The 16,685-nt window shown below is 45.1% G+C and carries 16 protein-coding genes; 10 read left to right on the top strand and 6 right to left on the bottom strand.

Annotated elements, in window-relative coordinates:
- Positions 1-59: 59 nt before the first annotated feature.
- The 3 genes from RJD38_RS01495 to RJD38_RS01485 are packed head-to-tail and all read right to left on the bottom strand — an operon-like array spanning position 60 to position 2,441.
- Positions 60-701, bottom strand: a complete 642-nt coding sequence (locus RJD38_RS01495; protein ID WP_065545164.1) for a YdcF family protein — start codon at positions 699-701, stop codon at positions 60-62.
- A gap of 11 nt (positions 702-712) precedes the next feature.
- A complete protein-coding gene (locus tag RJD38_RS01490; protein WP_065545165.1) occupies positions 713-1,534 on the bottom strand; it encodes an NAD-dependent epimerase/dehydratase family protein in 822 nt (273 codons plus the stop codon).
- A 13-nt stretch (positions 1,535-1,547) separates the two neighbouring features.
- Positions 1,548-2,441, bottom strand: a complete 894-nt coding sequence (locus RJD38_RS01485; RefSeq protein WP_065545166.1) for a LysR family transcriptional regulator — start codon at positions 2,439-2,441, stop codon at positions 1,548-1,550.
- 88 nt (positions 2,442-2,529) lie between these two features.
- Here RJD38_RS01485 and RJD38_RS01480 point away from each other — a divergent pair, with 88 nt between their 5' ends.
- Positions 2,530-2,958: a PACE efflux transporter gene (locus RJD38_RS01480; protein ID WP_005600087.1), complete on the top strand. Its 429-nt coding sequence runs from the start codon at positions 2,530-2,532 to the stop codon at positions 2,956-2,958.
- A gap of 81 nt (positions 2,959-3,039) precedes the next feature.
- Here RJD38_RS01480 and RJD38_RS01475 read toward each other — a convergent pair whose 3' ends face one another.
- On the bottom strand, positions 3,040-3,279 hold the full coding sequence (locus RJD38_RS01475) for a TIGR02647 family protein (protein ID WP_005600086.1): 240 nt from the start codon (positions 3,277-3,279) through the stop codon (positions 3,040-3,042).
- Between the two features lie 446 nt (positions 3,280-3,725).
- On the opposite strand from RJD38_RS01475, the gene focA reads away from it, so the two are divergent.
- Complete coding sequence (focA, locus tag RJD38_RS01470) at positions 3,726-4,577, top strand: formate transporter FocA (RefSeq protein WP_005600081.1); 852 nt, start codon at positions 3,726-3,728, stop codon at positions 4,575-4,577.
- 169 nt (positions 4,578-4,746) lie between these two features.
- Here focA and RJD38_RS01465 read toward each other — a convergent pair whose 3' ends face one another.
- Both RJD38_RS01465 and RJD38_RS01460 read right to left on the bottom strand, forming a co-directional pair.
- Entirely contained in the window at positions 4,747-4,923 is a 177-nt protein-coding gene (locus tag RJD38_RS01465) for a hypothetical protein (RefSeq protein ID WP_005600079.1), read from the bottom strand.
- A 191-nt stretch (positions 4,924-5,114) separates the two neighbouring features.
- Entirely contained in the window at positions 5,115-5,906 is a 792-nt protein-coding gene (locus tag RJD38_RS01460) for an ABC transporter permease (RefSeq protein ID WP_005600077.1), read from the bottom strand.
- A gap of 437 nt (positions 5,907-6,343) precedes the next feature.
- On the opposite strand from RJD38_RS01460, the gene torE reads away from it, so the two are divergent.
- The 8 genes from torE to cydA all read left to right on the top strand — a co-directional run bounded on the left by torE (position 6,344) and on the right by cydA (position 16,677).
- Positions 6,344-6,523, top strand: a complete 180-nt coding sequence (torE, locus tag RJD38_RS01455; protein ID WP_005600075.1) for a trimethylamine N-oxide reductase system protein TorE — start codon at positions 6,344-6,346, stop codon at positions 6,521-6,523.
- Between the two features lie 50 nt (positions 6,524-6,573).
- Positions 6,574-7,758: a pentaheme c-type cytochrome TorC gene (torC, locus tag RJD38_RS01450; protein ID WP_009384786.1), complete on the top strand. Its 1,185-nt coding sequence runs from the start codon at positions 6,574-6,576 to the stop codon at positions 7,756-7,758.
- Between the two features lie 24 nt (positions 7,759-7,782).
- Positions 7,783-10,245, top strand: coding sequence for a trimethylamine-N-oxide reductase TorA (torA, locus tag RJD38_RS01445; RefSeq protein ID WP_005600071.1), 2,463 nt, complete (start codon positions 7,783-7,785; stop codon positions 10,243-10,245).
- Between the two features lie 256 nt (positions 10,246-10,501).
- Complete coding sequence (locus tag RJD38_RS01440) at positions 10,502-12,241, top strand: glycoside hydrolase family 36 protein (protein WP_065545167.1); 1,740 nt, start codon at positions 10,502-10,504, stop codon at positions 12,239-12,241.
- A gap of 65 nt (positions 12,242-12,306) precedes the next feature.
- Entirely contained in the window at positions 12,307-12,828 is a 522-nt protein-coding gene (gene ruvC, locus RJD38_RS01435) for a crossover junction endodeoxyribonuclease RuvC (protein WP_005598584.1), read from the top strand.
- 97 nt (positions 12,829-12,925) lie between these two features.
- Entirely contained in the window at positions 12,926-13,543 is a 618-nt protein-coding gene (gene ruvA, locus RJD38_RS01430; RefSeq protein ID WP_005598582.1) for a Holliday junction branch migration protein RuvA, read from the top strand.
- Positions 13,544-13,555: 12 nt separating this feature from the next.
- Positions 13,556-14,560 (top strand): Holliday junction branch migration DNA helicase RuvB, encoded by a 1,005-nt coding sequence (gene ruvB / locus RJD38_RS01425; protein WP_005598581.1) that lies wholly within the window; start codon positions 13,556-13,558, stop codon positions 14,558-14,560.
- Between the two features lie 530 nt (positions 14,561-15,090).
- Complete coding sequence (gene cydA, locus RJD38_RS01420; protein ID WP_005598580.1) at positions 15,091-16,677, top strand: cytochrome ubiquinol oxidase subunit I; 1,587 nt, start codon at positions 15,091-15,093, stop codon at positions 16,675-16,677.
- Positions 16,678-16,685 lie beyond the last annotated feature (8 nt).

The raw sequence follows: 16,685 nt of genomic DNA, 5'->3' as shown, positions 1-16,685 counted from the left end.
CAGAGCAAATGCTCTGGCTTTTTACTGTGTGCGTATGTTGCGAGCGTATTGAGTAGAGATTATAACGCCAACGACTGACGAATAGCCTGATAAGCGTTATCGACCTCTGCGGGGACCGGCTGCTCTATTTGAAAACCTTTAGCGGGATAGCTCTTAATTCGCTCAAAGTCGCCCATCATCGCTTCAAGCACGGTAAATAAATCAATCTCTTCAGTAAAGTAGTCGCTAAAGCTATGCTTGGTCGAGGTTACCGTGACATGCTCAACAGGCAATGGCCATTGTTTGAGGAACGTTGCATAGGCTCGTCGTTCCATATAAGGCTTTTGTACCAAGATGAAACGGGTAAAATTCAGCTTTAATTCTTGTAGACGCTGAGCGCTAAACAACACATTTTCACCGCTATTAGTTGAGTGCTTTTCAATGATAATGTCTTCTGCAGGCACGCCAAGATCTTGGGCGATGGCGGCAAAGGTTTCGGCTTCACTTTGGGTAAAAACGCCCTCGGTTAAGCGACCAAAACCACCGGAAAAGAGAATTTTCCCGGCCAACCCTTGTCGATAAATCTGGGCGGCGAGCTCAGCAACCCTTGGGTCATTGCTGCCTAAGACAAAGATACAATCGGCAGGCGTGAGATCGTGGTCGAGTTGCATATATTGCCACAGAGTATCAATGTGGCGGAACAGCGGGATGTTAGTGCTCACTATACCTTTCCTTACAATAGCTCTAGAGTATGTTGGAAGTGAAAACGATAACCAAGCTGACAGATCTTATCTGCGCTCACCAGCTTGTCTTCATTATGCACGATGGGTGGTAGCGCTTCATCACGACCGGCACGTTGCAGCGCCGTTTGATAAAACTCAGCCTTGTTGGTGGTGTTAGGGGTGGTGGCATTGACCACATCGGCGGAAAGATTTAAGGCAGCAAAACTTACCGCGCCAACCGCGTCAATTTGATGCAGCATGTTGGCGGGCGCGCGATCGCTGACTTGGCGTAGCTTACTTGCAAAGTTGGCCGGATTTCGGTTGGGACCAAGTAAGCCACTACAACGGACAATCGCGTACTCTAAACCGCTGTCGATGAGTGTTTGTTCCGCTTCCAGCATGATTTTGGCATTGTCGGAAAATGCTTCGTTGTGTGCAGCCAACCCGAGTGTCGCTTGCTCTTCATGCATGATGCCAGCGCAATCAGGGTAGACCGTCGTTGAGCTTACCATGACTACTTTTCGCACCTTTAGTTGTAGTGCGATGTTAACCAGTTTATGCCAATATTCTGCATATTCACGGCCTTTTCCTCGACGAAATCCAGGAGGAAAACAGCCAATCAACATATCAAGTTGCAGCGGTTTCAAGACCTGAAGATTATTTTTCAGATCATCTTCCAAATTGAGTTTTACGCTATGAAAGCCAAGTTCTGTTAATGCCTTACAGCCTTGTGACGTTGTCTTGCTGACGGTAACGACATGGCCTAAATTCGCTAAAAAATGCGCAAGAGGCTGACCAAGCCATCCTCCACCAATGATCCCTATCTGTTTCATCATTCACCTCCGTCTAGCTTTGTTTTTCTGCGTTGAGCAACATTCGCAATTGATGGCGCATAAAGGTGTGCGCGGGACAATGGCTGACCGCTTGATGTTGGATCACATCGATGTTGGCATGCCATGATAAATTTTCGAATTGAGAACGCAATTGAATCAATTTGCTGCTTTCCAATGCAGGCAGTGCGATGTGCTTTGGCAGCATCCCCCAGCCAAAACCGCTACTGATCAGTTCAAGTAAAATATAGTGGCTATCAGCGAACCAGACTTCTGGGCTGTGTGCATGTTGAAAGCTGCTCATTTCGCTCGATTTAGACCGTATCACGATTTGTCGGTGCAATCTAAGCATATCAAGGTGTGGCACAGTCTCTTGAGCCAAAGCGTGATGGCTTGCCACATACACATCAAACTCGACACTGCCAAGCCCTTCAAAGTCGATATTATCGTCTAGTGACACCTCATTAAACATAATCCCCATCGTGGCACGCTGTTGTTTGACAAGGGCAATAATATCGATGCTTGAAGCGGTCAAACACTCAAACCTCAATGTGGGGTAGCGTTCGCATACGGCAGTGAGCGCTGCTGACAGCTGGGTCATAGGAATACCTTCATCAACCGCTAAGGTAATATCTTGGAAATCAGAATGTTCAAGTTGTTGGGCGCAGTTCAGCAAGCGCTGATGTTGAATCAGAGAAGCTTTGGCGTAGGGCAGCAGGCGTTGGCCATGTAAGGTGAGTTTGGGATAACGTGAGCTGCGGTCGAAAAGCTCAAAACCGCAATCTATCTCAATATTCATCACATGCTGGCTGATGGCGGATTGTACCTTATGGAGCTTTCGGGCCGCGGCAGAAAAAGATCCTTGTTCCACTGTGGTCACAAACGCTTCGAGTTGCTCAATACTAAACATATCTCTTTTACTGATGGTAACTAACTTTTTAATATCTTAATTGTAGATGAAAATGAGCGCCATCGGAAAATGAACAAAGAGTTATCTCATGCAAACTAAAGAAAGAATCTTCCATGCTGTGAGTTTTGAAATGATTGCACTGGCGATTATCATTCCAACCACCGCTTTGATTACGGGCAAGGCAACTGGCGATTTGGCCATTGTTGGTGTTGGTTTAAGTCTGTTCACTGTGGTGTGGAACTACTTCTACAATATCTTGTTTGACCGCTGGTTTGGCAGTGAGCGAGCAAATCGCTCATTGGCACTACGCATTGGCCATACCTTCGGTTTTGAAGGAGGGTTGATTTTCTTATCGGTACCGACCATTGCATGGTTTTTACAAATCGGCCTGGGAGCTGCGTTATTACTAGAAGCTGGATTTTTAGTCTTCTTCTTTTTCTACGCGACGGGTTTTAACTGGTGCTATGATCGCCTGCAGCCATATCGTGCAATATTCGGCCACAAAGCTGCGCTGTAATAGGCGAGAAGCCGTAAGGCAAGATGTGGGAAGAAAGTACAGTGATTAAAAAAGAGCACCTCGGTGCTCTTTTTTTGCGGATTACTTTTGAGTGCTTAATACACGCAAAATTTTGTCAGCGTTTTCGGCTACTTCAATACCTTCATCGGTCAAGTAACCACCATCTGGTAGGGTACAAAGTCCCTTGTCAAATAAACGTTTCACAGCAGATTGCATATCTTCTGATGCATCGCTATGAACTTTAATGCCAGTAGCTGAGCTACTAATGTCGAATTGCAGTAGCAAATTAAGTTCTGATAAATATTCTGGCAAGTATTTCATGGTTTGTTCCTTATAATTAGTACCAACACCCATATAACGTCACGAGGAGCTTTATTTCCAATCCGTGATCTTGTGTTACGGGGTACCCTAAAAGTACTGCTAATACGGCTTGGAAACAATGCTCTACGATAAGAATTGTTAGGCAGCCCAAAAAAGAAGATTTTTGCATAACGAATACTATTAATATGAAAAATTAGCCTATATAGGGGGAAATGCCAGAAAATAAATCGAACAATAAGGTTAATGGTTTGATTTTGTTGAACTTGTTGCGATTGTTATTAGATAAATTTACCAATTTTTATAGTATTGGTGACAGATTAAAATCTTGCTTAAAATCCCATTTAAAACATTTTAAGTTAACTCCAAAATTAGTACTTGAATTTGTTTTTAATTAGGGGGATTATCCGCGGCCTCCAATCCCTGTATCAAATTGTTACGCTACGACTATGAATCTTAATCAATTTGACTCTTTATTGCCGCCACAAATGGCTGAGCGCGCTGCTGAAATTGGCCTAGGCAAAGCAACCAAAGATCCCGTAAAGTCCTTTTTACTCGCAATCTCTGCTGGTATTCATATTGGCATCGCCTTTATTTTTTATACGACGGTCACAACCGGAACATCGGAAATGGCTTGGGGTATGACGCGCCTCATTGGGGGTATTGCGTTTAGCCTTGGTCTGATTCTCGTTGTTGTAACGGGTGGTGAATTATTTACCAGTTCTGTATTGACTCTCGTTGCCCGTGCTAGCGGCAAGATTTCTTGGGGAATGTTGTTTAAGAACTGGTGCGTCGTCTACGTAGGTAACATGATTGGAGCGGTACTTCTGGTTGGCTGTATGCTGATGACCAAGCAGTACATGTTCGATCACGGCCAAGTTGGACTAAACGCCATGGCGATCTCCCAACATAAATTACATCACGGCTTTATGCCTGCGGTTGCATTGGGCATCATGTGTAATGTGCTGGTGTGTATTGCTGTCTGGATGACCTTCAGTGGCCGTACATTGACCGATAAGATCATGGTGATGATTCTGCCTGTCGCGATGTTTGTTTCAGCCGGTTTTGAGCACTGTATTGCCAATATGTTCCAAGTTCCGATGGCAATTGGTATCAAAAACTTTGCTCCAGCGGAGTTTTGGCAGATGACTGGTGCGAATATCGCCGACTATGCCGATCTGAATATGGTTGATTTTATCATCAACAACCTGATCCCCGTGACCTTGGGTAACATCATTGGTGGCGGCGTGTTTGTTGGCATGTGGTACTGGTTGATTTATCTGCGTGATGATCAACATTGATATTGTTTTACTATCTTTGACTAGAAGGCTCGCATTGCGGGCCTTTTTATTTATCGCGACAACATCTATCCGTTACATCCACGGCTCATTCCCATCAGGATGCGTAAAGTGTTAGAAATTTGGGTAAGACAAATCCTTTAAATATTGGAATGAATAGAGGTTAAACCGCTTAGATGATCAGAGAGTGGTGTTGATTGATAATAATATCCTCCCATTGAAAAAGAGGCACTTCCTTAGGTTTATCAATCAGCCAATCACGTTGGTCTTGTCGTTGGCTCTGGCAATCGTACTTACGGTTACCATGGGTGGTATAACAACGTGACAGCACTGGTATTTCAAGTTGCATTAATTTTCCCTCACCTCAGATCTCTCTAATGGCAATTCTTGCCGACAGAGTGAAAGTGTAGTGGTGGTTTTTTACGCAACGATGACACGGATTGTAATGAAAATTCGCGATGTTAAATAACTGCCTACAGTGTTATCCACAGATTCTGTGGATAAGATCTTAAATTGCTGGTGGGTAAAGTGATTTGTCGGTTAATTGTTGTGCGGCTTGGCCAGTATGCGACCGTTATTATTGATGCATATACGTACCGCTAGCGATAAGGTTACCGTGGTTGAAATCGACAACACAACAAAAATAGCCACCATGATCATTAGCTGATATTTGATGGCGATCATTGGGCTTGCTCCGCCCAGAATTTGTCCTGTCATCATGCCGGGTAAAGTAACAATGCCCATGGTGCTCATACTTGCGAGAGAGGGCGCGAGAGACTTTTGAATCGCTTCACGAACAAAAGGTAAACTGGCAAATCTTGGTGACGCCCCGAGCGCAATTGCGCCTTCATATTCCGCTTTACGTTGTTCAAAGCTGGAGAACAGATTTTGGAGCGCGACAATGTTACCGCTGAGTGAGTTGCCTAATAACATGCCTGCGAGGGGGATTAGGTATTGAGCATTATAAACGGGTGTTGGGCGGATCACAGCCAAGCAGATCAAGGCCAATATGGGTAATAAACCGACCAATAGCCCTAATGCAGTAGGTAAAAGCAACATTTTTTTTGGTAGATTTGTTTTACTAACAATGGCACTGGCACCAATCAAAAGCATCACTAGTAGCCAAGCTAAATTGATGGCGAGACTGTTAATTTGAAATAAATATTCAAGGTATAGGCCCACTAAGATCAGTTGAATAAACATTCGACCTATACTGACAAACAGTTCTTTTTCGATGCATAACTGTAGCTGCCGACTGATCATTATCGGGATTAAAAGAGTAGATAAAAAGAGGGTAAGCGTTACCCAAGGGATGTCGACGACTGATGCCATAATACCTCTCCAAATGACAAGGTTAGTCTACCTTATTTGGTGATGTAAGGCGTACTTAAATGCGATTAAAGCAATGATATCTTCAGATTTTTTAGTTATCCTACCATTAACGAAAATGCAACATTATGAGTAAATAATAGGCAGATTTGAGCTAAAATTGAGAATGCAGAGCGCTTGATATTGGCTAAAAATGTTATAAATTTCCGATATTAACGGCATTAACATTTTTACATAAATTCATGCATGTTTTCACATGACCCCTTAATTAAACACATCTCTGTATCAGCTCAAAAAAGTATGCAATAACGCGGTTTCTAAAGGAGTAATTGATTGAACCCTACAAAGAATATGGTCTAGAATTTTCCATAGAAACAGTAAAACAAATAGTCCCATTTTTAGGGCTAACCAAAAACACTAAATACACAATAGGCAAATGTATGAGTGATGTTAACAAAATTGAAAAAGGCGAGAAGCTTTCGTTGGAGTGGAAATCTTTCCTCTTCATCACAGTGATTCTCTTTCCAATTCTTAGTGTCGCATTCGTAGGCGGTTACGGATTTATCGTTTGGGCACTGCAAGTGTTCTTCTTTGGTCCTCCTGGCGTGCATGGCATGTAAGCCTCGGCTCACAACGACACTTCTATATAAGAATTTTAAGAGAGCAAATCATGAAGAGTATGATTATTAAACTGTGGCGCACCATGTCGCGTCCTGCGGTTCATATCAGCCTAGGTGTGCTGACAATGGGCGGCTTTATCGCTGGTGTTATCTTCTGGGGTGGCTTTAACACGGCACTAGAACATACTAATACAGAAAAATTCTGTATTAGCTGTCACACAATGCGTGACAACGTGTATGTAGAGCTTCAAGACACGGTGCACTGGAAAAACCACTCAGGTGTTCGTGCTACGTGTCCAGACTGTCACGTTCCACACAACTGGACAGATAAGATCGCACGTAAGATGCAAGCTTCTAAAGAAGTATTTGCACAAGTATTTGGCAACTACGACGAACCGGGTGTTTTCGAAGAACGTCGTATCGAACTTGCTAAACACGAATGGGATCGTTTCTCTGCAAACAAATCTCTAGAGTGTAAAAACTGTCACAACTACGATTCAATGGATTTTGAGCAAATGTCTCCGACTGCTCGTATCCAAATGAAACAAGCGGCAGAAAAAGATCAAAGCTGTGTTGATTGCCATAAAGGTATCGCACACAACCTACCTGCGGGTATGGATAGCATCGGTGGTATCGTTGGTGATCTTGAAGGCTTGACTTCAAATACTAACTACGATGTAGGTCAAGAATTGGTAAGCGTTCGTCACCTTCCGATTTACTTCGATGATAAAGGTGAGAAAGAAGCAGGTCTTCTGAATCCAGCATCGATTGTAAAAGTGATTGCTGACAAAGGCGACTACGCTGAAGTTGAAATCGACGGCTGGCGCAAAGCGAAAGGCTTTGGTCGCGTAATCCAAGCTGATTTCGGTAAAAACATTGCAGTTGCGTCTCTACTTAAAGAAGCATCAACTGACAGCAACGTAGTAACCACTGGCGAGAAAAAAGTGGATGAGCTAACCGGTCTTCCATGGGAAAAAGTGGCGGCAAAAGTATGGATTAAGAAAGAATCTATGCTGAACGACATCACTCCTGTATGGGAAAAATCGGCTGAAGCGTACAAAACAAACTGTTCAGTATGTCACACTCAACCAGCCGAAGCGCACTTTGATGCGAACACTTGGCCTGGTATGTTCGACGGTATGCTTGCGTTCGTTAACCTAGATACCGATAGTGAAGCATTGATCTTGAAGTACCTACAGATGCACTCTTCAGATTTTGCTGAAGGTCACCACTAATACGCGTCGGATGGAGTAATTTAAATGGCAATTACACGAAGAAGTTTTCTTAAGGGCGTAGCAACAACAAGTGCTGCGTCAGTAATCGGTCCTAGCCTGTTAGCATCAGCTTCAGCTAGTGCTGCTGAGACTACGGGTACTTGGAAAGTAACCGGTTCTCACTGGGGCGCGTTCCGCGCCCACATCTACGCGGGTAAAGTTCAAGAGATCAAACCAATTGAACTAGATAAAAACCCAACTGAGATGTTGAACGGTATTAAAGGTATTATCTACAGCCCATCACGTGTACGTTACCCAATGGTACGTCTAGATTGGTTGAAGAAGCACAAATACAGCGCTGAAACTCGCGGTAACAACCGTTTTATCCGTGTAACTTGGGATGAAGCACTAGACTTGTTCTACCGTGAACTAGAGCGCGTTCAAAAAGACTACGGTCCTTGGGCTTTGCACGCAGGTCAAACAGGTTGGAACCAAACCGGTTCATTCAACAACTGTACTGCGCACATGCAACGTGCGGTAGGTATGCATGGTAACTTCATCACCAAAGTAGGCGACTACTCAACGGGTGCTGGTCAAACCATCATGCCTTACGTACTAGGCTCGACTGAAGTTTACGCACAAGGTACTTCTTGGTCTGAAATTCTTGAGAACTCAGACAACATCGTACTTTGGGCAAACGATCCAGTGAAAAACCTACAAGTAGGTTGGAACTGTGAAACGCACGAGTCATTTGCATACCTTGCACAACTGAAAGAGAAAGTAGCCAAAGGCGAAATCAACGTTCTTTCAGTTGACCCAGTGAAGAACAAAACTCAGCGTTACCTAGAGAACGATCACCTGTACATCAACCCGATGACAGACGTAGCGTTCATGCTAGCAGTAGCTCATGTGCTTTATAATGAAAACCTATACGACAAAGAGTTCATCGCAACTTACTGTCTGGGTTTTGAAGACTTCATCGGTTACGTTCAAGGCGAAACCAAAGATAAAGTTGTTAAGACTCCTGAGTGGGCGGAAGAGATCTGTGGCGTTAAAGCTGACAAGATCCGCGAATTTGCTCGCATGCTAGTGAACGGCCGTACACAGATCCTGATGGGTTGGTGTATTCAACGTCAAGAGCACGGTGAGCAGCCATACTGGGCTGCAGCAGTTGTTGCAGCAATGGTTGGTCAAATCGGTCTACCTGGCGGCGGTATCTCTTACGGTCACCACTACTCAAGTATCGGTGTTCCATCAACTGGTTTTGCTGGCCCTGGCGGTTTCCCTCGTAACCTAGATACAGGTATGAAGCCAAAATGGGACAACAACGACTTTAACGGTTACAGCCGCACAATCCCTGTTGCGCGTTGGATCGACTGTCTACTTGAACCAGGTAAAGAGATCCGTTACAACGGCGGTAAAGTGAAGCTTCCAGACTTCAAGATGATGGTGATCTCGGGTTGTAACCCATGGCACCATCACCAAGACCGCAACCGTATGAAGAAAGCATTTATGAAGCTTCAAACGGTAGTAACGATTGAATTTGCGTGGACGGCGACTTGTCGTTTCTCTGATATCGTGCTTCCAGCATGTACTCAGTGGGAACGTAACGATATCGACGTATACGGTTCGTACTCAAACAAAGGTTTGGTTGCGATGCACCGTCTAGTGGATCCACTATTCCAATCTAAGACAGACTTCCAAATCATGAGTGAGCTAACTCAACGCTTTGGTCGTCGCGACGAGTACACTCGTGGCATGAGCGAGATGGAATGGATTCAAAGCCTATACAACGATTGTAAAGCAGCGAACGCTGGTAAGTTTGAAATGCCAGAATTTGCTGAGTTCTGGGAACAGAGTGTTCTAGACTTTGGTGTTGGTAAACCTTGGGTTCGTCACGCGGATTTCCGCCAAGATCCTGAGATCAACCCACTAGGTACGCCGTCAGGCTTTATCGAGATCACTTCTCGTAAGATCGGTCGTTACGGTTACGAACACTGCCAAGAACACCCAATGTGGTTTGAAAAGACAGAACGTTCACACGGTGGCCCAGGTTCAGACAAACACCCGTACTGGCTGCAATCTTGTCACCCAGACAAGCGTTTGCACTCACAAATGTGTGAGTCTGATGAATTCCGTGCTACTTACACCGTTCAAGGTCGTGAGCCGGTTTACATCAACCCGCTAGATGCTAAAGCAAAAGGCATCAAAGACGGTGACTTGGTACGCGTATTTAACGACCGTGGTCAGCTAATGGCTGGTGCTGTACTAACAGACAGCTACCCACGTGGTGTAATTCGTATCGAAGAAGGTGCATGGTACGGTCCTCTAAGTGAGAAGATCGGTGCTATCGACACCTACGGCGATCCAAACACACTAACGCTAGATATCGGTTCTTCTGAGCTAGCTCAAGCAACGTCTGCAAACACTTGTATCGTTGATTTTGAGAAGTTCAAAGGCAAAGTACCACCAGTAACTTCATTCGGTGGTCCAATCGAAGTTAACTAATCATTAGTTAATCCGCGATAACGAAACGCAAAAACCAGCCTACGGGCTGGTTTTTTTATGTCTGCCTAAAATGCATTCACTCTATTAGGTGAAGTATCTAGTACCAAATGACCATAAACAGCAAAACGTGATTGGACTAACAGTCTTGCTCTAAACCAACATAGATTTCATGGTTTGGCGGTGTTGTAATGCAGTTTATAAACAAGCTTGGCAAATACTGAGTTTTTCGTTGCAGTGATTGTAATAGGGAAGAAAGATGCAGAAGCGAATTACCATTGATGGAATGCTGGATCTGCATATCGCCAATAAGGACATTCTGGCGACTTACGACAATCATGAGGTCCACTTTACTTACATTGGTCTTTCCAATGATCGTGTCAGTGAGCGGTATTTGCTGTTTTCTCTTGATTACCATATCGAACCGCAAGCCATTCTCTATGGTGACGGTTTTCAAATGCACAGCCAAGTTTGTGGTCAGTTAGAGGACTTGCGCGATATTGGACTGGGCCAAGATAATAGTTCGACCTACCGTCTCTATCCTCGTTCAGAAGCGAAACGATTCTATAATCATGTGATCGTCTCAGACTCGCTTGGCTACACCTTGTTTGGTTTCACTTCTTGTCATCGTTTCTCGGGTTATTTTCAGTTTAGTGAGATGAAGGGTATCCATAAACTAAGTGCCTTTCTTGATGGCGAAAACACGTATCCGCAAGATTGGACCAGCAGTCAATTGGAATCAGTGTTGGTATTACAATCGGCCAACTTACAGGATCTCTATGCTCAATATGCCGACCGCCTCGCGGTACAACATCCGCCACGCCGACCGAACAGCAGTGCAGCTCCAATTGGATGGAGCGGTCACCACGCTTATGATATGGCGGTTAACGATCGCCAACTTCAAGCGAATTTAAATGCTTTGCCCATCCTGTCGAATGCGGTCGAGTACGTCTTGATTGATGATGGTTATCAAGCGGCAATCGGTGATTGGCTCACGCCGTCAGAGCTCGGTGGCATTGATGTCAAACAGCAGATTAAGCAGATCCGCGCTGCTGGTAAAAAGCCAGCAATTTGGCTCGCGCCTTTTATTGCTCAGCAGCAATCCGAGTTGTTTAAACATTACCCTGATTGGTTTGTGAAGAACGAAGCAGATCGCCCACTCAAAGCGGAAGAGATCACTCATGCCGGATGGCATTCAACGCCATGGTACATACTTGATATGACCAATCCTGATGTGCAAGAACACATTGGGGAAGTCGTTCGTTATATGCGGGTAGAGTGGGGAATTGAACTTTTCAAACTCGACGCTTGTTACTGGGGCGCAATTAAAGCTCAGCGATCGCAAACTGGTTTGACTGGGGTTGAAGCTTATAGAATGGGGATGCAAGCCATCACTGATGCTGCTGATAGTGCCATTGTAATGGCCAATCATGCGCCGCTTTGGCCGTCATTAGGTATGGTTGATGTGATGGGGATTGGCGCTGACGTAGTCCGTGATGAACGGCGCTTTGAACAACATGCCAAGGAGGTATTGCTGCGCAGTTGGCAACATCGCCGTTTGTGGCAAGTTGATCCAGATAGCCTGGTGCTTATTTCATTACCGAATCAAGGTACTGAGCGTAAATATTACGATTTTCATCGCACGGTTCATCTTGCGTGTGCGGGCGTATTGATGTTGGGCGACCCGCTGGATGAGATGACCGCATTTGCTAAGCAAAGCATCGATAAATTGATTATTCGCCTGCAACACAACCAAGAGGCGGTCCGGTTTTCTACGCTAAACCTTCAACATGGTTCATTAGCCTTAACCGCGAACAACGATCTTCATTGTTTGTTCAATTACCAACAACCGGCACGAGAGGTGACCTTAGCGGCTGATCATCCTGTTGATTGGCATGACTTTTGGACCGGAGAAAAGCTCAATCAACAGCCGATCCAGGCATTCGAAATTACCCTCGAGTCAGGATTGTCAGCACGTGCCATACTTACCGTGGGTTAGGCTCGCCAATCTGTGATGCCTGCTATACACTAAGCGCCAAAGTAAGGCATTGATTAGGTTTTAGTATGTCTATTATCTTGGGGATTGACCCAGGTTCACGCATTACCGGCTACGGTGTGATTCGGCAGCAGGGGCGTCATCTGCAATATTTGGGCAGTGGCTGTATCCGTACTTCAGAAAAAGAGTTGCCCGGCCGACTTAAACAAATTTACGCTGGCGTGACGGAAATCATTACTCAGTTTCAGCCGGATGTATTCGCGATTGAACAAGTGTTTATGGCGAAAAATGCCGATTCAGCGTTAAAGTTAGGACAAGCCCGCGGTAGCGCGATTGTGGCTGCCGTTAACGCGGATTTACCTGTGTATGAATACGCAGCAAGGCTAATTAAACAAGCCGTGACGGGCACCGGTGGCGCGGATAAACAACAAGTGCAACACATGGTGAAGCAGATGCTCAAATTGCCTGCCTGCCCACAAGCGGATGCGGCGGATGCTTTGGGTGTCGCAATTTGTCATGCCAATACCAATAAAACCTTAGTCGCCTTAGCGGGCAAAGCAACCAGTGCCCGACGGGGTCGTTACCGTTAAGCGCATTTTGAACCTTGCTCGATAACTAGTTTTTACTGGCTATCCATCCAGTTATTTATTATTATCAAACCAAACTTTATTACACTAGGTACCTACCGTGATTGGACGTCTCCGCGGCATTCTGCTGGAAAAGCAACCTCCTGAACTCCTGATTGAAGTCAATGGCATTGGCTATGAAGTACAAATGCCAATGAGTTGTTTTTACGAGTTACCCAACATCGGTGAAGAAGCGATTATCTATACGCATTTTGTGGTGCGTGAGGATGCGCAGTTACTGTATGGTTTTAATACCGTGAAGGAGCGAGCGTTGTTCCGCGAAGTTATTAAAGCTAACGGCGTAGGGCCAAAGCTTGGTTTAGGCATTCTTTCAGGTATGACGGCCACTCAGTTTGTTGCCAGTGTCGAGCGTGAAGATATTTCGACCTTGGTTAAATTGCCGGGTGTCGGCAAGAAGACGGCAGAGCGCCTAGTGGTTGAAATGAAAGATCGCCTTAAAGGCTGGAGTGCGGGTGACTTGTTTACCCCATTTACCGACGCAGCACCGTTGGATAACAGTACCGGCTCGTCTCAAAGCAACGCGGAAGAAGAAGCGGTGAGCGCATTACTTTCATTAGGCTATAAACCAGTACAAGCATCTAAAGTAGTTTCTCAAGTGATGAAGCCAGGCATGACCTGTGAAGAGCTGATCAAAGATGCTCTAAAATCGATGGTGTAACGGGGATAATTCATGATTGAAGCAGACCGTTTAATTGCACCCGATAGCCCGATTTTTCGTGATGAAGACGTTATTGACCGTGCGATCCGTCCGAAAAAATTGGATGACTATCGTGGTCAAGATCATGTCCGTGACCAGATGGAGATCTTCATTCAAGCGGCAAGATTACGCAATGAGCCACTCGACCATCTACTGATTTTTGGTCCTCCGGGTTTGGGAAAAACCACCTTGGCTAACATTGTCGCGAATGAAATGGGCGTAAATATTCGTACCACTTCTGGCCCTGTGTTGGAAAAAGCGGGTGATTTGGCGGCCTTATTGACCAACCTTGAAGAAAATGACGTGCTGTTCATCGACGAAATCCACCGCCTCAGCCCAATGGTTGAAGAGGTCCTTTATCCGGCGATGGAAGATTACCAGTTAGACATCATGATTGGTGAAGGCCCGGCCGCGCGCTCAATCAAAATTGATTTACCGCCTTTTACCTTAATTGGTGCCACTACGCGTGCTGGCTCACTGACCTCCCCATTACGTGACCGTTTTGGTATTACGCAGCGACTAGAGTATTACCAAGTACCGGATCTACAGCACATCGTTCAACGCAGTGCCGATTGCTTAGGCTTGTCGATGGAATCGGAAGGTGCACTTGAAGTTGCACGCCGTGCTCGCGGCACACCGCGGATTGCCAACCGCTTACTACGTCGTGTACGGGATTATGCTGAAGTGAAAGGGGACGGTCATATTAGCCCTGACATCGCAGACAAAGCACTCAATATGCTCGACGTCGACGCACAAGGCTTTGACTACATGGATAGAAAGCTATTGTTGGCGATTATGGAAAAATTTGGTGGTGGCCCAGTGGGTTTGGACAATATGGCAGCTGCGATTGGTGAGGAAAAAGACACCATCGAAGATGTACTAGAGCCTTATCTTATCCAGCAAGGTTACCTCCAACGTACCCCGCGTGGACGAATTGCCACCGATCGCGCTTACTTACACTTCGGAATCGATAAGTAAACTTTGATTACCGATTTGATCGCATCCACTCAAGTGTTCGTAAAAAAATACAATAAATTGTGAATACTTGAGTGAGTTTGTTTTGGTTTTCTTCTCCAAAATGGCGCTTTGTGGCATAGGTCACATTTAGTAAATCTTACCTAATACTCTCTAAGTAGCTGAAAATGATGGGTTGTTAACGATTGATGTTGATCGTCTTTGGTTTAACTTCGCATTTTTGCCATCTTCCACTCGTATAGTTGCTAAACTCTTGATTTGGATCAAATTGATGCATTTCTGTTCGAAAATGCAAATTTAATCTTGATACAGATCAAAGCGAACCTTTGCCATAAACCTTTTGAAACATTGGTCTTTTCACAGTAATATTAGCGATAGCTATATTAGCTGATGCTTAACAATTAACTAACCATTGCGGCACATGTTTGTAACAACAGTGATGTTTTATAAACAACTCTCGAGTTTGTTCAACTATTGAGGTGCCAAAGCAATTAATGTAGAGCGTGTCTTTCAGCCGACACATAGGAGTTACCATGATTGACATAGTTGATCTATCGCGGTTGCAGTTTGCTTTAACTGCGATGTATCACTTCCTATTCGTACCACTGACCCTAGGTATGGCATTTCTGCTTGCCATCATGGAATCACTGTACGTAATGACCGATAAGCAAATCTATAAGGACATGACTAAGTTCTGGGGTAAGCTTTTTGGTATTAACTTCGCCCTTGGTGTGGCTACAGGCCTAACCATGGAATTCCAGTTTGGTACGAACTGGTCTTACTATTCCCACTATGTAGGTGACATTTTCGGTGCACCACTGGCCATTGAAGCCCTCGTTGCTTTCTTCTTAGAATCCACTTTTGTAGGTTTATTCTTCTTTGGTTGGGATCGACTGACAAAACGCCAGCACTTAGTGGTGACGTGGTTAGTTGCACTTGGTTCAAACTTCTCAGCACTTTGGATTCTAATTGCGAACGGCTGGATGCAAAACCCAGTTGGCGCAGAATTTAACTTCGAAACCATGCGTATGGAAATGGTGAGCTTTGCTGATGTGGTATTAAACCCAGTTGCTCAAGTTAAATTCGTTCACACGGTAGCTTCTGGTTACACATGTGGTGCGATGTTTGTTCTTGGTATCAGCTCTTACTACCTAATTAAAGGTCGTGATATCGCCTTTGCACGTCGCTCATTTGCGATTGCGGCTTCGTTCGGTATGGCTGCAATTCTTTCAACAATCGTACTGGGTGATGAATCTGGTTACGAGCTAGGCGAAGTTCAAAAAGTGAAACTCGCAGCGGTTGAAGCAGAATGGCATACAGAGCCAGCACCAGCAGCGTTCACGCTATTTGGTCTGCCAAATCAAGAAACGATGGAAACCGACTACGCGATTAAGATCCCATACGTAATGGGTATTATCGCTACGCGTTCTTTCGATGAGCAAGTGACGGGTCTGCACGATCTTCGTGATGATCACGTCGACCGTATCCGTACCGGTATGTACGCTTACGAATTGCTAGAAAAACTGCGCGCAGGTGATAAATCTGAAGCAAACATGGCCGCTTTCGATGAAGTGAAAGGTGACCTTGGTTACGGCTTACTGCTTAAGCGTTACACTGACAAAGTGACAGATGCAAGCGAAGAGCAAATTCAAGCGGCAGCGGACGATTCAATCCCTACTGTTTGGCCACTATTCTGGTCATTCCGTATCATGGTGGCATGTGGCTTCATCATGCTGTTCGTCTTTGGTGCTGCATTCCTACAAACTTGCCGTCAGAAGATTGAGCAAAAACCGTGGGTTCTTAAAGCTGCACTATTCAGTATTCCACTACCATGGATCGCAATTGAAGCGGGCTGGTTTGTCGCTGAATACGGTCGTCAACCATGGGCAGTAGGTGAGATTCTACCAGTTCACGTTGCCGCATCTGCTTTGACTGCCGCTGAGATCTGGACTTCGCTATTCGCAATTCTAGCGCTTTACACAGTGTTCTTGATTGCTGAAGTTTACCTAATGGTTAAGTTCGCACGTAAAGGACCGAGCAGCCTGAAAACAGGCCGTTATCACTTCGAGCAAAACGCTGACTCTGTTGAAGACAAAGTTAGTCGCCAAGTAGAAGCGTAAGGAGAAAG

The organism is Vibrio scophthalmi (assembly GCF_040869025.1).
In the GTDB taxonomy this organism is placed as follows: domain Bacteria; phylum Pseudomonadota; class Gammaproteobacteria; order Enterobacterales; family Vibrionaceae; genus Vibrio; species Vibrio scophthalmi.
The sequence above is the reverse complement of the archived record's forward strand: the minus strand, read 5'-3'. Positions and strand labels throughout refer to the sequence as shown.